The organism is Thalassolituus sp. UBA3500 (genome assembly GCF_002377545.1).
In the GTDB taxonomy this organism is placed as follows: domain Bacteria; phylum Pseudomonadota; class Gammaproteobacteria; order Pseudomonadales; family Oceanobacteraceae; genus Thalassolituus.
The window spans coordinates 24096-40681 of the sequence record NZ_DFQB01000054.1 but is presented as its reverse complement, the minus strand read 5'-3'; the positions used below and the strand labels follow the sequence as shown (position 1 = coordinate 40681).

Sequence of the window (16586 nt, the reverse complement as noted above, 5' to 3'; positions counted from 1 at the left end):
AGACACCTGAACGGTGAAGCTGTCGCTGCCATTAAAGTTTTCATTCGGGGTGTAGGTGACATTACCATCGGACACAGCCGCCGAACCATGGCTGGCCGCAACTGAAACGGTCCAGCTCAGGCTGGCGCTATCAATATCGGTAGCCGTCAGAGCAGTCGTACCCTGAGTGTCTTCAGACGTCGAAACAGAGGCCGTTTCCTGATCAATCACAGGCGCATCGTTCATCGCAGTCACTTCGACATTTACAACGAAGCTGACTGGTGCCGTGCCATCAAAGACCTGAACCGTGAAGCTGTCATTGCCATTGAAACCGGCATTCGGGGTGTAGCTGACATTGCCAGCCGTCACATTTGCCGAGCCATCAGAAGCAGCGGTACTGATCGACCAGCTCAGGCTATCTCCATCGACATCAGACGCGCTCAGAGTCACGCCCGTTGCGGTATTTTCTGGGGTGGTCAGCGCCGTTCCCGTACCTTGTGCAATAACTGGCAGATCATTCACCGCGCTCACAGTCACGTTCACCAAAATGGTATCGGTCAGAGAACCATCAGACACCTGAACGGTAAAGCTGTCGTTGCCATTGAAGTTTGCGGTTGGCGTATAGGTGACATTGCCACCCACGACCGCAGCACTGCCGTTACTCGCCGGGCTGGATACCGACCAGCTCAGGCTGTCACCGTTAGTGTCGGTGGCGGTAAGAGTAGTACTGCCCTGAGTATCTTCATCAGTGGTCAGCGTGCCTGTTTCGCCCTGACCGATGACCGGCGCTTCGTTGTCTGGCTCAGACACAGTAATCACGAAGGTCTGGGCCACAGAATCACTGTTGCCATCGTTGGCGACCAGACGCACAGTGCCACTGCTACCTGCTTCGGCTGGTGTCCAGCTGATCGCACCGGTTGTTACATTGATCGTCATGCCGGCTGGCTTCTGAGTCAGACTCCAGGTCAGGGGGTCGTTTTCGGCATCGGTGGCGCTTGGCGTATAGGTGTATTCCTCACCCAATATGACAGACGTTGGAGCCACCGAGGTAATCACTGGGGCATCGTTTACATCGGTCACTGCAATCGTGAACGACTGAGTGACACTGCCACTGTCGCTACCATCAGACACAGCCACAATCACGTTGGCGGTGCTGATGCCGTCTGCTGGCGTCCAGGTGATCACACCGCTGCTGCTGATGCTCATGCCCGCAGGTGCCGTATTCAGAGAGAAGGTCAGAGAATCGTCTTCGACGTCGCTCGCCAGAACAGCGTAAGAATATTCGACGCCTTCGGTTGCCGTCGTTATTGCGGACGAGGTGATTTCTGGCAGGTCATTAACGGCATTCACCGTCACGCTGACTGCAATCGTCGCGCTATCAGTACCGTCAGACACCATCACAACAAAGGCATCGGTACCATTGAAGTCAGGCGCTGGCTGATAGGTCACCGTACCATCAACCACACTGGCAAAACCGTTAGCGGCTGCACTGCTAACAGACCAGTTCAGGCTGTCATTTTCAACGTCAGAAGCAGACAGTACGAGCGTCTGTTCTTCGTCTTCGTCGGTCGTCAGTATGGTCGTTGCGCCCTGATCGATAACTGGCGCATCGTTCAGCTCATTCACGGTCACGGACACTTCAATCGTATCGCTCAGCTCACCATCAGAAAGCAGAACAGTGAAGCTGTCGCTGCCGTTGAAGTTCTCATTCGGGGTGTAGGTGACGTTGCCACCGGTCACAGTCGCCAAGCCGTTGCTCGCTGCACTGGAGACCGACCAGCTCAGGACATCGCCATCAGTATCAGTTGCCGTCAGTGTGGTCGTGCCCTCAGTGTCTTCGTCAGTCGTTACAGAAGCTTCCGACTGATTAATCTCGGGGGCTTCATTCACCGCGGTGACCGTCACATTAACGACGATAATGTCAGTGGCTGTGCCGTCAGTTACCTGAACAGTGAAGCTGTCGCTGCCGTTGAAGTTTTCATTCGGGGTGTAGCTGACATTGCCGTCCACCACGGAGGCAGAACCATGAGTCGCTGCCGCGCTGACAGACCAGCTCAGTGAATCATCATCCGCATCAGAGGCGGTCAACGTGATATTGCCTTCGGTGTTTTCAGGCGTCGTCAGAGAAGTGGTCGCGCCCTGGTCAATCACAGGCAGATCATTAACGGAGTTTACGGTGACATTAACAACAATGCTGTCCGTCAGATCTCCGTCAGACACCTGAACAGTGAAGCTGTCACTGCCGTGGAAATTGGCTGCTGGTGTGTATGTCAGATTGCCACCAGTGGCTGTTGCAGAACCATTGCTGGCCGCACTGATAACAGACCAGGTCAGAGTATCGCCGTTTGCATCAGTCGCGGTCAGCGTCTCATTGCCCTGCGTATCTTCATCGACTTCAATCGAGGCGCTTTCTTCGTTGATCACCGGAGCGACGTTAGCAGCAGCACGGACTTCAACAGTCCACGCCAGAGTTGCCGGAATCGCACCATCTTCACCGCCATCAACGACACTGACAGAAACGTTGTATACACCCGCGGCGACCGCAGGTGTCCAGTCCACCAGACCGATATCACTGACCGTCATACCCGAAGGTGCAGTCACTAAGTTAAAGGTCAGATCATTGCCGTTATTAGCGTCGTCGGCATCCGCCACTTCAAGCTGGTAGGAATAGCTGTTACCCAACTGTACGAAGCTGGTTGGCGTGCCACTCAGCACTGGAGAATCGTTCACAGGCGTTACTGTCACGGTAAAGCTCTGAGTTGCAGCCTCTACATCGTTTTCACCGCCGTCGGCAACGATAACAGTGACGTTTTCAGAATATGAGGACGCTCCGTTCTCTGCCGGCGTCCACTGGATCAGACCTGTATCAGAGATGGTCATGCCTGCCGGTGCTTCAGTCAGGCTGTATGTCAGTTCGTCCTGAAGCGGGTCACCTTCGGCGGTCTCACCCGCACTGTCTTCAGCAGCGACCTGATATGAGTAGAGGGCATCTTCAGTGGCGGTAGTTACGGCCTCTGAAGTAATCACTGGGGCGGTGTTGCCATCTATAACAGCAAGATCCCAGAACTGATAAGGCGCCACGTTGATGCCGTTACGCCAGTCTTCTTCACCGTCAGTCACTCCTACTCTCAGTCTCAGCACGCTGTAGCTGTAAGAGGTAGGAACATAAACCCGCACCACCCCGGTCGACGAAACAGACAGGTTGTACTGAGGGCGGTTGGCTTCACTGACGAGAGGCAAAGACGCAGTGAACGTCAGATCAGTGCCATTGTTCTCATCATCCGCATCAGTTACTTCCATCTGGTATTCAAACCAGGCGCCTTTCACAGCAGACGTTGGCTTTTCAGAAACGATCACAGGCTTATCATTGATCGCAGTGATCGTCACGCTGACATCGATGCTGTCCGTCAGTGCACCGTCAGACACCTGGACGGTGAAGGTATCACTGCCGTTAAAGTTCAGGTCTGGGGTGTAGGTAACTTCACCCTGTGCGGAGACCGTCGCAGAACCGTTACCGGCATCAGACAGGATGCTCCAGCCGAGTGTGTCGCCGTTTACGTCACTGGCGGTCAGGGTCACGCCACCTGCGTTATCCTCGGCGGTAGTCAGGGTCGTTGTTTCGCCCTGATCAATCACAGGGGCAAGGTTGTCACCACCTCGCACCTCAATCGTCCAGCTTTGCGTTGCGGCTTCGGCGCCGTCTTCACCGCCGTCAGCGACCGACGCTTCCACAGTGAATGTGCCGCTCGTTACCTCAGGCATCCAAGTTACAAGGCCCCGTTCATCGACTTCCATACCTTCCGGTGACGTCAGAAGGGAGAACGTCAGATCTGTTTCAATGTTAATGTCATCCGTATCAAACACGACAAGCTGATAAGAATAGGTCGTGCCGACCTCTACGAAACTGATCGGCGAGCCCGTCAACGCGGGCGCGTCATTGACCGGAGTGACATCAATAGCAAAGGATTGCGTTGCCGGTTCGACGCCGTCTTCACCGCCGTCAGCAACGACAACCGTGACGTTTTCTAAGTACGGTTCGGCGCCCTGTTCGGTTGGTGTCCATTCAATCAGGCCGGTTGCCGAGATGGTCATGCCGTCCGGCGCGTCGGTGAGGGTATAAGTCAGGTCATCGTCTATCTCGAATCCAAGGTCCGTTTCACCGGCAATATCGACGGCCTCTACCTGATATTCGTACGCTGTATCTTCAGTCGCAGTGATCACAGGCTCCGAGGTGATAACTGGTGGCAAGTTCGCCTCAACGACCAGTAGATTCCATCGTTGACGGGCAGGAATATTGAGGGTTGTGCGCCAGTCTTCCTCACCATCAGTGACCGTTACAGAGACGATCAGTACTTTGTCGATTCCAGTTTCTTCTGTATCAAGGTCTTCCAGGAAGTCCTCTGGAATAAAGAGTGTCACAAGCCCCGTGGGCGACACCTCAAGTTGATAGTTTTCCAGCCTGGACTCACTGACGAAGGGCAATGAGGCACTGAAGAGGATATCTGTCCCGTTGTTTTCGTCGTCGGGGTCCTCCACCTCAATCTGATACTCAAACCAGCCGCCCAGTACCGCAGAGTCCGGCTCGTCGGAGACAATCTGTGGCTTGTCGTTGACATGCACGACCTGCAGGGTGAGGGTCTGCTGCGCAGTGAGACGAGTCTCACCATCGTCGTAGGTCGCTTGCAACGTTGCATCAACGGTATCGCCGTGCTCATCAGTTGGTGTCCAAGTGACTATTCCATCGGTCGAGACTTCCATTCCTGCTGGACCGCTGATCAGACTGAAGACCAAGGACTCACTGTCAGCGAGATTCGTTTCAATCTGATACTGCCAACGTTCGTCTTCTACAGGGTTACCTTCCGGAGTCGATGCGAAATCCAGTGCGACGGGGGCTTGCCCTCCTCCATCAACCGGATCCGGGACTCGTGGATCATCGCCATCTGAGCCACCTGATGAACAAGCAGCAAGGCCTGCAACCAGGGGCACCAATAGTGCTGTGCGGAAGTTATTCAAGGTTCACTCCTCTGGAGTCTATGCGCGAGCATTGACGTGCGAGAACAGGTGACTGGAGCTGATCGGGGTATGGAGTACGAGCCCGGCAAACAAAAGCCACTGTTTTTCTTATTATTTTCTTACTTGTCCGTGGTAACCAAAACGGCCACACGGAGTAAGACCCGTATTAGGTAGATGGTATTAGATCGTCTTTCCAATAACCATCTGACAAATGTATCAATACATGCCACCCACTCCTTTTGTGACGAGCGCACGTCAGTAGATATTCCCTAACTGCTTGATTCATCAACTTTTCTTTAGCATTACTTTATGGAGTAAAGTGTAAGTAAGGATAATCGCAATGGCGGGCGATGTAGCATAACTGACAACACTCTCATCAGGCCAAGACTGATCAACTTGTCATCTTTTCGGCCACAGGTTAATTCAACTTCCTCCCACTGCAGCGTATCATCCCCACAAACTATCAGGATTCATTAAGATTCATGCCTCAACTGACCACCTCCGAAGACTTTCTGCTCGCCGCCAAACACGCTGAAATTGCAGCGCTTCAACAACTGCAGGTGAATTGCCGCCTGGTCGGTCGGGTAACGGAACTCATTCACGAACTTCAGCGTGAACGTGGTCTGTCCAACATTTATCTTGTGTCAGACGGACAGCGATACGCGCAGCAGCGAGCCGATGAACTCGAAGTCACCGGCATTGCCCAGAAGCACTTCCGGCAGACGCTTACGAAACTCAGTGAAAGCGACTCTCTCTCCCACTCAACCCGACTACTGAGTAGCCTGGCGTTTGTTATTCAATGCCTTGAGGGAATAGACGCGCTGCGAGCACAGGTGACCGCCCGCAAAGTGTCGCCCACTGAGAACACCGCACTCTACAGCCGTTTAATTACTGGGCTGCTCACGGTGATCTTTGAAGCGGCTGATATCGCTGATGACCCGGAGATCACCCGTGCACTGGTTGCGCTCTTTAACTTTGTTCAAGGTAAAGAATATGCGGGCCAGGAACGTGCGATGGGATTGATCGGCTTCACCAGCGGGAGCTTCAGCAATACCCTCCAGGATAAAGTGCACGAGCTACTCGATGCGCAGGAACGCTGCTTCGGTATTTTCACCGAATTCTCTGCCAGTGTTCCTAAAGCGCGCTGGCATCAACTTGAGAGCTGTGAGGCAACGGCTGAGCTGGAACGTCTGCGTAAGATGATTGAGCGCTATCGTACTGAGGATGCTTTGCCGACCTCCATCAGTGAAGTCTGGTATGAGGTAGCGACACGCCGTATTGATGAAATGCAGAGCATCGAACTCGATATGACCGGCGACCTGATGAAACTCTGTGAAACCAAAATTAATTCTGCCGAAGAAGACCTGAGGCTCCACCGGGAACACCTGAAGGATCTGGCAGAAGTCAGTGAGCCACCCGAGTCTCCATTAGGCTTGCTGCCTGAGTCGACGTTAAATTCGGATAGCAACCTGACACCCGGTGTTAACGTGAAACTGGCGCGTTCTATATCCGACCTTGTTCAGGGACAGGCGGAGCGCTTACAACGCATTAGCAGTGAATTGGCAGAGGCCCGCCAGGCACTCGATGAACGTAAGCTGATTGATAAGGCGAAAGGCCTGCTGATCCAGTCGAAAGGGATCACGGAAGAGGAAGCCTATCGCCACCTTCGTCAGGCAGCGATGGACAGCAATAAGCGTATCGTTGAAGTGGCCATGAACGTGATCAGTGTCGCGGGCATGCTGACGTCTAACTAATGCTGCACCTCTAGCGATGAATCTGAGTTATTAATTAATTCAGAGTTCATGATAAATACTGGAGGAACTCGATAATTACTCACTATCGTTAGCCGCATAACCAAGGCCGTTGCGCCCTAGTGGTACCTCCATCCGGTTGCTTCCCTGTCGCGTGGGCTGATTCACCATCTCGTCGTAGGCGCTTTCATGCCGCAACACCATATCCTTGACGTTGTAGCCTTCGAATAGAGCTTCAATTTCGAGGGTATTTCGGGCGCGCAATGGTTTTCCTTTCTTGTCAGAGACCAGCAGTTCTTGTCCATCAAGCAGGACATTCACCTGATACAGAGCAAGGTCAAGCGACACAATGATGACCTTTTCTATGGGGTCTCGTTTATTCAGTTTCTGGAATGGAATCATAGTCTCACCCTAGCCTTTGTATAACTTGAGTATAAGTTATCAGTAACCCCAGCGAATGAGAAGCTGCTCGTAGATGAGGAAGCGCGTTAGTCACCTTGTCGGGTGCGCTTGATGAATCTGGCGTAGCAGTCTGTGTCTACCAAAGTGAAAATACTGTAGCGCTTTTCGCCGAACTTTACGTAGCTCGCAACTTCTTTATGGCGACTCGTGTTGTGTTTCTTGAGAACACGGGCGGGATGGAAGATTTCGCCTTGCTTACGAAAGTAGCTGAGGGCTTTTTCGTCTGACGCGGCCTTTGCGTCACGGTCTGAGCACACGGGCAGAGCCAAGACCGCGGCGCTGTATACGGAAGCCAAGACTAAAAACAGGAGTATCTTCATACATTCAGCTTAGCCCAGAAACAAAAAAGCCGCAGACCTCAGGCCTGCGGCACACCCTCATGAGCACAGAGAGTCAGAGTGTTATCAATCGTCTGAACCGAATACGCCCAGCAGAACAAGAAGGTTCGCAAACAGGTTGTAGATCGCGACATACAGACTGACTGTCGCAAGAACGTAGTTAGTCTGGCCACCACGCACGATGCTGTTTGTTTCATAGCTGATCAGTGCAGCACTCAGCGGAATGACAATCGCAGAGATAGCCAGCGAGAGAGCCGGGATGTTAAACAAATATCCGACCACGCCACCAATGATGGCTACGATAAAGCCTGCAAACAGAGTCTTGCCCCAACCAGACAGGTCTCGCTTAGTAGACATACCAAATGCAGACATCAGCAGGAAGGTTACGCCTGTGCCGCCCAACGCAAGGCCAATGGTCGCGCCACCGCTTTGCATGCCAGCCACCATGTTCAGCATTGGCCCAAGGGTAAAGCCCATGAAGCCAGTAAAAACGAAGGTCAGCGCAATACCAGCAACGCTGTTAGCTGTTTTATGAATAGCAAACATAAGACCGATAGCTACAACCAGAGTCAGCAAACCCAAAGAAGGCGCGTTCACTGCCATAGAGACACCCGCCATAGCGGCACTGAATACCAGCGTCATGGCCAGAAGCGCATAGGTGTTACGCAGTACTTTCTGAGCATCAGGGGCAAAAGTATTGCCGGCGGTATCTGCCTGATACTGATCAACCGGTATGCTACGTGCAACCGGCTCGTTGTTTTCTGAATTCAGATAATCGGGACGTTTCATAGTCTCACTCCTTTTTTGATTTACGTATTGTATGACGCGTTTTACAACAATAATATTCGTATTAACTATATATGATACATCGGTTTTTACGAAGTATGCACAGACTCAACTATAAGCACCTGCACTATTTTTTCGCGGTCGCAGAAAGCGGTAGCATTCAGGCGGCTGCAGACCGCCTTGCTATCACACCGCAAACCATAAGTGGGCAGCTCAAATTACTCGAAGACGATCTGGGCGAAGCGTTACTGCGCCGCAATGGTCGTAACGTCGAACTGACCGACGCGGGCCACCTGGCATACGAATACTGCAAAGACATATTCCGCTTAGGCGAAGAGATGCAGGAAGTCATGCAGCAGGGGTTGACTACACGCCCGGAAGAGCTCAGGGTGGGCATCGTAGACGCCCTGCCCAAGTCAATTACTCACCAGCTGCTTGCCCCTATCATCGCCAAGAATCCACAGATGAAGCTGATATGCCGAGAAGAGCAGATGATCACCTTACTAGGCGAACTGGCGGTGCACAGACTTGATGTCGTGCTGGCCGATAGCCCCGTGCCACCAGGCATGAACATACGCTGCTTCAGCCATGAGCTTGGTGCCAGCCGGCTTGCGTGCTTTGCTAATGGTCGCTTGCTGGAGGGCAAGTCATTTCCGGAGTGTCTCGTGGATGCACCGCTTCTGATACCGACCGGCTCTTCATCGACGATGCGAACAAACCTGTTGAGCTGGCTCAAACGCCAGGGAATTTCGATGCGAATTGCCGGAGAATTCGATGACTCGGCACTGCTTAAAGCGTTTGGCAGTGAAGGACATGGGTTCTTTTTTGCGCCGGAAGTCATCACAGAAGAGATCTGTCGTCGCTACGACGTCAACGTTGCAGGTACTGTCCCAGAACTACAGCAAGCCTTCTACGCTATCGTCGCCGAACGGCGTCACAGCCATTCAGCCGTCCTTGAACTGACTGAGCACAGCCGCGGACATTTCAGCCCATCCAAACCTTCACCACTGAAACAATGACCATCAAAAAAGGCAGCCTGGGCTGCCTTTCTGTTTGCTTATCGACCTTTGAAGAAGGTTACTCTTTCGGGTTCGTACATTCGCTACGCGCCGGATCAAACTTACAACGAATCTTGCGCTGAAGCCTGAGCATCGCAGGATCGTAGTATCCTTCTTCACGAAGCTTGAGACGCACATCAAGTGAATACTTCTCCAGTGCTGCTGCATCCTGAGCACTGTCTTTGGCCCAGAAAGATTCTGGAACCAGTGCCATCTCGTTATCGACGCGACGAGCATAGTTATCAAACTTAAACAAAAAGTCTTCGCGAAGAATCTGAGCCAGACCCGGTGGGAATTTATCAGTGCGGCCAATCAATTGAATAGTTGATTGAGCCACAGGAGTATCAATAATTGCCACATCACCCGAGATCTGCCCACTACCCATAACAAGGTAGGCGACAATGGGTGACATCATGCCCGCAACTTCATTGTCGGCGTATTTCTGAACGTTGCTCATCATATCGCCGACCACAGCATCAGCACCGAAGGCTTCGGTCAGCCGAGCCATCCCGGGGTCAAACGACTCGGTTGCTATCTTTTTGCCTTTAAAGCTGGCGAGTGAACGGTTACTACGATCGGCACTGTAACGGAAAGAGGAACCCAGAGTAGCCAGGCCGAGTACAACGTAATTATCATCGCCGAGGCGCTGTGCCATGCGCGGATTCGCAATCACCTGCATCAGCAGTTGAACCTGCTGGCGACTCTGCAAACCACCGACGGATTCAATCGTGCCCGCAAAGCGATTAAATTCCATCGCAGCAACACCACGAATCAGGGCAGCATCACACTCTTCACCGCTGCGAAGCGCTTCTACCAGCTCAGACTCGTCCTGATAGGTCAAAACAGTAAGATCCATACCATAGTGGAGCGACCGGAGCTTCTGGTCTTCTACGGTGGAGGAGATAGGTCCCGTTCTGCCCAGCGGGTCCCAGACACAGAATGTCCTCAGGATACGGCCATTGACCATTTCATCCTTCTGCAGCTTTTTGAGTGCGCGAATTCGCTTCTCAAGCGGCAGATTAGGATTCATTACTGTTGCTTCGAGCTTTGCGTTTCGTCGGGATTCGAGATCGTCAGCCGCATAAGTGAGCGTTGCGGACGACAGAAACAAAAGACCAAACAGAGTGGCAAACAGGGTTCTGACGTTCATTCTGCTTCCTTCATTATTCTTCTGGTGGCTGACTCTGAGGCTTACTGGCTTCTGCCCCCAAAAGGTCAGTAAAGAATCAGCTGTGCGGCAGCATACCGCTTTCATTATTGTTATAAAGACGCATTTGGCTAACTGTCCCTTTTTGACACAAATTTCGCCCTAAACGTCCTGTTTTGCTCCATCCCGAAGCTTAAATTCCGATCATTCTCAGGACACCCCCCATGACATCCCGTTACATATTGATACCATTCAAATGGCGTAAAATGCAACACGCCAGTCATGAATGGCGTACGCCGTTACAATAGTACGTTTAAAACAAACGTATGAGTATCAGGCCGACATTAAGAACAAGAGCGGCCGTGCCGCTCATGTTCTTTTCTCAGATGGACAACGACTACGGAGTCTCGTCACCTTCCTCTTCGAGCTCTGGCGGCAACAGGTCTTCGCGACTGATGTTAAACGCCAGCAGCAGGTTTGCTGCGATGTAAATCGACGAATACGTACCCACGCCGACACCTATGGTCAATGCCAGAGCGAAGTTGTGAATGATGTCCCCACCCAGAAACAGCAAGGCAAGCAGCACAAGGATAGTCGTCAAGGAGGTCATCAAGGTACGACCCAGTGTCTGAGTAAGCGACTCATTAATGATTTCTACCGATGAGCCAATCCGCATCATACGGAAGTTTTCACGTATCCGGTCAGACACTACGATGGTGTCGTTCAGCGAGTAACCGATAACAGCCAGCAGGGCCGCCAAGACATTAAGATCAAACTCCCACTGAAACAGAGCGAACATACCGATAATTATGAGGACATCATGGAACAATGCCATGACCGCCCCCACGGAGAACTTCCACTGGAATCGGAAAGTAACGTAAGCCATAACAACGAAGAGTGCCACCAGCATAGCAATGCCGCCCTGGTCACGCAGTTCTTCACCGACGCTGGCACCAACAAACTCACTACGCAGCAGCGTCAGTGAATTATCGTCAACATTCGTCTGCAGCAAACCCAGTACTTCATTACCCAGATCATCGCGGAAAGACTCGGACATACGAACCAGAACGTCCGTTTCAGAGCCAAAGTTCTGAACGACCACATCTCTGTAGCCTGCAGTGTCGAGAACCGATTTAACCTCTGACAGCGCAACTGGAGTTTCGTATTCGACTTCAAGGAGCGTACCGCCGGTGAAATCGAGACCGAAGTTAAGGCCTCGCATACCAATGGCGACGACTGAAACCAGAAGTAAGGTCAGAGAGATCGCCGTCGAGATATGACGGAAGCGCATAAAGTTCACAGTATTCATGCCTTTCCTCCAATCGACAGGCGCTCTACACGGCGACCACCGTACAGCAGATTAGTCATTGCACGTGTCACCATAACCGCGGTGAACATCGACGTAAGGATCCCGAAGGACAGTGTCACAGCAAAGCCTTTGACCGGGCCCGTACCGACTGCGAACAAGATGACGGCGACAATTAAGGTCGTCAGGTTGGCGTCAAAGATAGTCAGGAAGGCACGATCATAGCCTTCATGAATCGCCTGCTGAGGCGATCGACCATTTTTCAGCTCCTCCCGTATTCGAGAGAAAATAAGCACATTGGCGTCAACAGCCATACCGACGGTCAGAACGATACCCGCAATACCCGGCAGGGTCAGGGTTGCGCCGATAATCGACATCAGGGCAACAAGAAGCACCAGGTTAACCGCCAGGGCAATGTTCGCTATCAAGCCAAATGCGCGGTAGAACACCAGCATGGCGATCAACACCAGTGCCAGACCAGCCATCACTGAACGAGCACCCATTTCAATGTTCTCAGCACCCAGGCTTGGTCCAACGGTTCTTTCTTCTACGAAGTCCATTGGTGCGGCAAGCGCACCTGAGCGAAGCAGAAGTGCCAGCTCGTTCGCTTCGGCAGACTGAAGCCCCGTGATACGGAAACTACTCCCCAGCACACTCTGAATCGTAGCCAGTGAAATTATTGATTTCTCGACCACCTGAATCGTTTTAGGCTGCTCGACGCCATCAACCATTTCGTAAGTCGTTTTTGGTTTTCGCTCGACAAACAGCACGGCCATCCGGCGCTGAACCGCTTTCTTGGTCACCTGCGTCATACGCGCGGCACCTTTACTGTCGAGGCTGATATTTACCTGAGGGAAGCTGTTCTCATCAAAACCAGAGCTGGCGTTGGTTACGCTGTCACCTGTGGTAATTACTTTCTTTTCCAGGCGTGCAGTACGATTCTGATTATCGCGGAAGCTGTACTCTTCCGTAGCAAAGCGACTGGCACCCGGCTCAGCTTCTAAGCGGAACTCGAGATTGGCAGCCTTACCCAGAATCTTCTTCGCTTCAGCAGTATCCTGAACACCCGGCAACTCAACCACAATGCGGTTACGGCCCTGACGCTGAACCAGAGGCTCGGCAACGCCCAGCTCGTTCACACGATTACGTAACGTCATCAGGTTCTGCTTAAGCGCGTAATCCTCAAAGTCACGAATTTTCTGCTCAGTCAGCATCAGAATCAGGTCGAAGTTACCATCAACCTCTTCTTCCTGTGGCAAGAATTCGCCAGGGTAATTACGATTAATAAAGGTACGTGCGTCGCTGCGCAGTGTTTCCTGGCGGAAGCTCAAACGGACCTTATTGCCTTCAACAACAACACGACGGTATTTGATGTCTTCCTGGCGAAGGCTGGTTCTCAGGTCTTCGCGATAGTTCGTAATACGGCCTGAAACATATTCATCCATATCCACTTCCATCAGGAAGTGCACACCACCACTCAGGTCCAGACCCAATGTCATTGGTCCAGCCCCCAGATTAACCAGCCAGTCTGGTGTCGTTGGCGCCAGGTTCAGAGCAACAACAAATTCATCCCCCAGTTTCCGTTGGATAGCCGCTTTTGCAGGGAGCTGAGCATCAGGGGATGTAAGGCGTAAAAGTGCGGTACTGCCGTTTACTTCCTCACCGAAGTAGCTGATATCCGCCCCATCAAGAGCTTTACGTACATTATTCAGCGTCGCGGTAGACATCTCAGCGCCGGCACGTACTGGCGTCACCTGAATTGCAGCATCAGGTGGATACAAATTTGGAGCGGCGTAGATAAACGCCAGTGCAACCACCACAAGTATGAGGAGGTTTTTCCAGAGTGGATATTTATTGAGCATACAACTGCCCTATTCCTTCAGCATAAGAAACGGCCTCCGAGGAGGCCGTTACAGGGATTGGTCAGGCTTTGACTTCTTTGATCGTGCCTTTAGGAAGTACTGCAGTTACAGCGACTTTCTGCACGGGGAACTGAACACCATCGGCCACTTCGATAACAGCGAACTCTTCAGTCACTTTGGTCACTTTACCGAGCATGCCACCAGCGGTAACGACTTCGTCGTTTTTCGCCAGACCTTCGATCAGGTTCTTGTGTTCTTTTTGGCGTTTTGCCTGTGGGCGCCACAGCATAAAGTAGAAAATCGCTGCAAAACCAAGCAGGAATACCCAGGAAAAGGCATCACCCATTGCAGGCTGAGGAGCACCCTCAGCAAAAGCAGTTGCAGGAACAACAGCAAACAGCGCCATTAAAGCTTTCATTCAAATTTACTCCCAATGTTCAGGCATCGCCTGTAAATAAAATTCTTCTGGTCTCAATCTTGTGGTGTGTCTAGCGACGGCACTTCCCGACCGCGACGCGCGTAGAAGTCTGAGACGAATGCGGCAAATGTACCCTCTTCAAGAGCACTGCGCAAACCGGCCATCAGCGTCTGATAGTAATGCAGGTTATGAATGGTATTGAGCGTCGCCCCCAGAATCTCACCGCACTTATCAAGATGATGCAGATACGCACGACTGTAGTTCTTGCAGGTGTAGCAATCGCATTCCGCGTCAATCGGACCAGTATCAGTCTTATTGGCGGCATTCCTCAGTTTTACAACCCCGTTATGCGTAAAAAGGTGCCCGTTGCGTGCATTCCTGGTCGGCATTACGCAATCGAACATGTCGACGCCGCGGCGAACACCCTCAACCAGATCTTCTGGCTTGCCAACGCCCATCAGATAGCGCGGTTTATCTTCCGGCATTTTAGGCGCCGTATGACGCAGCACCCGCATCATGTCGTCTTTGGGCTCACCAACGCTCAGACCACCAATCGCGTAGCCGTCGAAGCCGATATCCATGAGCCCCTGCAAAGATTCATCACGCAGATCCTCATACATCCCGCCTTGAATGATGCCAAACAAGGCAGCCGGATTATCGCCATGTGCGTCTTTTGAGCGCTGAGCCCATCGCAGAGACATCCGCATCGAGTCAGCTGCTTCCTGAGTCGTTGCCGGGTATGGTGTGCACTCATCAAATATCATCACGACGTCAGAGCCGAGGTCGCGCTGAACTTCCATTGAGCTTTCCGGCGTCATCAGAACTTTGTCACCGTTCACCGGCGATGCAAAGGTCACCCCTTCTTCAGTGATCTTGCGCATATCACCCAGGCTGAACACCTGAAAACCACCAGAGTCCGTAAGGATGGGCTTATCCCAGCCAATAAAATCGTGAAGATCACCATGTGCCTTAATGATCTCGGTACCCGGCCTCAGCATCAGGTGGAAAGTGTTTCCCAGAATAATGTGGGCACCCAAAGCCTCCACCTGTTCAGGGTTCAGGCCTTTCACCGAACCGTACGTTCCTACCGGCATAAACGCTGGCGTTTCGACCTTACCACGTGGAAATGTGATGGTACCGCGACGCGCGAAGCTGCCACCTTCATCTTTTGGCTTATCCGTGCCATGCAATTCAAACTGCATAAAGCATTCGCGAGTCATAATCAGCTCCCACTCGATTGGCGCAGGCGACAGGGCATAAACATAGCGTCACCGTAACTGTAAAAACGGTATTCATTGGCCACCGCATGATCGTAGGCTGCAAGAGTCCCCTCCCGACCAGCAAACGCGGACACCAACATAATTAAAGTCGATTCAGGCAAGTGAAAATTCGTAATCATGGCATCGACACTGCGGAACTCATATCCGGGAAAAATAAAGATATCGGAGTCACCCTGAAACACCTCGATCGCGCCGCTGCGGCTCGCCGACTCAAGGCTTCGTACCGACGTGGTACCAACAGCAATCACACGCTTGCCCGCTGCGCGCGTCGCCCGCACGGCATCCACCACATCTGCTGGCACTTCGATGTATTCAGAGTGCATGTGATGCTCATGGATGTTATCAACCTTCACCGGCTGAAACGTGCCTGCACCCACATGAAGTGTAACGAAAGCGAAGTTCACGCCTTTCGTGCTAAGACGGTCCAGTAATCCGTCATCGAAATGCAGGCCAGCCGTTGGGGCTGCAACCGCACCAGGTTTTTCGGCATAGACTGTCTGATAACGCTCGCGATCTTCTGCAGCATCCTCACGCTCCATATAAGGTGGCAGAGGCATGTGCCCGACATCCTCAAGGATATCCAGCACCGGGCGATCCGACGTAAAACGTAGGTGAAATAACGCCCCTTCACGCCCTACCACCTCAGCATCCTCGCCCCCCAGAGACACCAGCTGACCCGGTTTCGGAGACCGGGAGCTACGAAGGTGTGCTAACACTTCATGTTCTGACACAACACGTTCGATCAGAGCCTCTAGCTTACCGCCGGATGCTTTTTCACCGAACAGCCGCGCCGGAATAACACGAGTGTTGTTGAAAACTAACAGATCTCCCGGCTCGATTAAGGACTCGATATCACGAAAGATGCGGTCATCTATCTGTTGTAGCTGCGGATCAAAAACCAACAACCGCGAAGCACTGCGTTCGGCAGCCGGGTGGCGGGCAATGAGATGATCAGGAAGCTCGAAGCTGAAGTCACTCGTTTTCATTAATCAGGCCTGAGAATAGCGGGCGGAGTATGCGCGTAAAACCGGACGCAAGGTTACCCGAGATAATTTCCTAAGTTAAGGAAATACTTAGAAAAAATTGTTGACGTTCAGAAAATACTGAGTAATATACGCGGCCACTGACCGATACTGATTTGCCAGAGTGGCGAAATTGGTAGACGCAGGGGATTCAAAATCCGCCG

Annotated in this window: 12 protein-coding genes; 2 read left to right on the top strand and 10 right to left on the bottom strand. The window is 52.2% G+C overall.

Features of this window, described 5'->3' with window-relative positions:
- The coding region (locus B2R29_RS13030) for a beta strand repeat-containing protein (protein ID WP_301181458.1) at positions 1–4992 on the bottom strand (4992 nt) is incomplete at its 3' end.
- 482 nt (positions 4993–5474) lie between these two features.
- On the opposite strand from B2R29_RS13030, the gene B2R29_RS13025 reads away from it, so the two are divergent.
- A complete protein-coding gene (locus B2R29_RS13025) occupies positions 5475–6746 on the top strand; it encodes a nitrate regulatory protein (RefSeq protein ID WP_301181457.1) in 1272 nt (423 codons plus the stop codon).
- Between the two features lie 75 nt (positions 6747–6821).
- Here the strand turns inward: B2R29_RS13025 and B2R29_RS13020 are convergent, their stop codons facing one another.
- The 3 genes from B2R29_RS13020 to B2R29_RS13010 form a co-directional block, all read right to left on the bottom strand.
- Positions 6822–7145 carry a DUF6482 family protein gene (locus tag B2R29_RS13020; RefSeq protein ID WP_301181456.1) on the bottom strand — a complete coding sequence of 108 codons (324 nt, stop codon included), beginning with the start codon at positions 7143–7145 and terminating at the stop codon, positions 6822–6824.
- Positions 7146–7231: 86 nt separating this feature from the next.
- A complete protein-coding gene (locus B2R29_RS13015; RefSeq protein ID WP_297531797.1) occupies positions 7232–7525 on the bottom strand; it encodes a hypothetical protein in 294 nt (97 codons plus the stop codon).
- Between the two features lie 84 nt (positions 7526–7609).
- Entirely contained in the window at positions 7610–8332 is a 723-nt protein-coding gene (locus B2R29_RS13010; RefSeq protein ID WP_301181455.1) for a Bax inhibitor-1/YccA family protein, read from the bottom strand.
- A 95-nt stretch (positions 8333–8427) separates the two neighbouring features.
- On the opposite strand from B2R29_RS13010, the gene nhaR reads away from it, so the two are divergent.
- Positions 8428–9348 (top strand): transcriptional activator NhaR, encoded by a 921-nt coding sequence (gene nhaR / locus B2R29_RS13005; RefSeq protein ID WP_301181454.1) that lies wholly within the window; start codon positions 8428–8430, stop codon positions 9346–9348.
- 58 nt (positions 9349–9406) lie between these two features.
- Here nhaR and B2R29_RS13000 read toward each other — a convergent pair whose 3' ends face one another.
- The 6 genes from B2R29_RS13000 to queA form a co-directional block, all read right to left on the bottom strand.
- A complete protein-coding gene (locus B2R29_RS13000; protein WP_301181453.1) occupies positions 9407–10537 on the bottom strand; it encodes a putative solute-binding protein in 1131 nt (376 codons plus the stop codon).
- Positions 10538–10931: 394 nt separating this feature from the next.
- Entirely contained in the window at positions 10932–11843 is a 912-nt protein-coding gene (secF, locus tag B2R29_RS12995) for a protein translocase subunit SecF (RefSeq protein ID WP_301181452.1), read from the bottom strand.
- Positions 11840–13702, bottom strand: a complete 1863-nt coding sequence (gene secD / locus B2R29_RS12990) for a protein translocase subunit SecD (RefSeq protein ID WP_301181451.1) — start codon at positions 13700–13702, stop codon at positions 11840–11842. Before secD ends, secF begins: the two co-directional genes overlap by 4 nt.
- A 61-nt stretch (positions 13703–13763) precedes the next feature.
- Positions 13764–14120: a preprotein translocase subunit YajC gene (gene yajC, locus B2R29_RS12985; protein ID WP_374047332.1), complete on the bottom strand. Its 357-nt coding sequence runs from the start codon at positions 14118–14120 to the stop codon at positions 13764–13766.
- A gap of 53 nt (positions 14121–14173) precedes the next feature.
- Positions 14174–15340, bottom strand: coding sequence for a tRNA guanosine(34) transglycosylase Tgt (tgt, locus tag B2R29_RS12980; protein ID WP_301181450.1), 1167 nt, complete (start codon positions 15338–15340; stop codon positions 14174–14176).
- 2 nt (positions 15341–15342) lie between these two features.
- Positions 15343–16386 carry a tRNA preQ1(34) S-adenosylmethionine ribosyltransferase-isomerase QueA gene (queA, locus tag B2R29_RS12975; protein WP_301181449.1) on the bottom strand — a complete coding sequence of 348 codons (1044 nt, stop codon included), beginning with the start codon at positions 16384–16386 and terminating at the stop codon, positions 15343–15345.
- Positions 16387–16586 lie beyond the last annotated feature (200 nt).

Bases quoted from the DNA above. Each gene is read 5' to 3' on its own strand.
- B2R29_RS13020 (WP_301181456.1), bottom strand. From the start codon at position 7,145: ATGATTCCATTCCAGAAACTGAATAAACGAGACCCCATAGAAAAGGTC.
- nhaR (WP_301181454.1), top strand. From the start codon at position 8,428: ATGCACAGACTCAACTATAAGCACCTGCACTATTTTTTCGCGGTCGCA.
- B2R29_RS13010 (WP_301181455.1), bottom strand. From the start codon at position 8,332: ATGAAACGTCCCGATTATCTGAATTCAGAAAACAACGAGCCGGTTGCA.
- tgt (WP_301181450.1), bottom strand. From the start codon at position 15,340: ATGACTCGCGAATGCTTTATGCAGTTTGAATTGCATGGCACGGATAAG.
- B2R29_RS13000 (WP_301181453.1), bottom strand. From the start codon at position 10,537: ATGAACGTCAGAACCCTGTTTGCCACTCTGTTTGGTCTTTTGTTTCTG.
- secD (WP_301181451.1), bottom strand. From the start codon at position 13,702: ATGCTCAATAAATATCCACTCTGGAAAAACCTCCTCATACTTGTGGTG.
- yajC (WP_374047332.1), bottom strand. From the start codon at position 14,120: ATGAAAGCTTTAATGGCGCTGTTTGCTGTTGTTCCTGCAACTGCTTTT.
- queA (WP_301181449.1), bottom strand. From the start codon at position 16,386: ATGAAAACGAGTGACTTCAGCTTCGAGCTTCCTGATCATCTCATTGCC.
- secF (WP_301181452.1), bottom strand. From the start codon at position 11,843: ATGAATACTGTGAACTTTATGCGCTTCCGTCATATCTCGACGGCGATC.
- B2R29_RS13025 (WP_301181457.1), top strand. From the start codon at position 5,475: ATGCCTCAACTGACCACCTCCGAAGACTTTCTGCTCGCCGCCAAACAC.
- B2R29_RS13015 (WP_297531797.1), bottom strand. From the start codon at position 7,525: ATGAAGATACTCCTGTTTTTAGTCTTGGCTTCCGTATACAGCGCCGCG.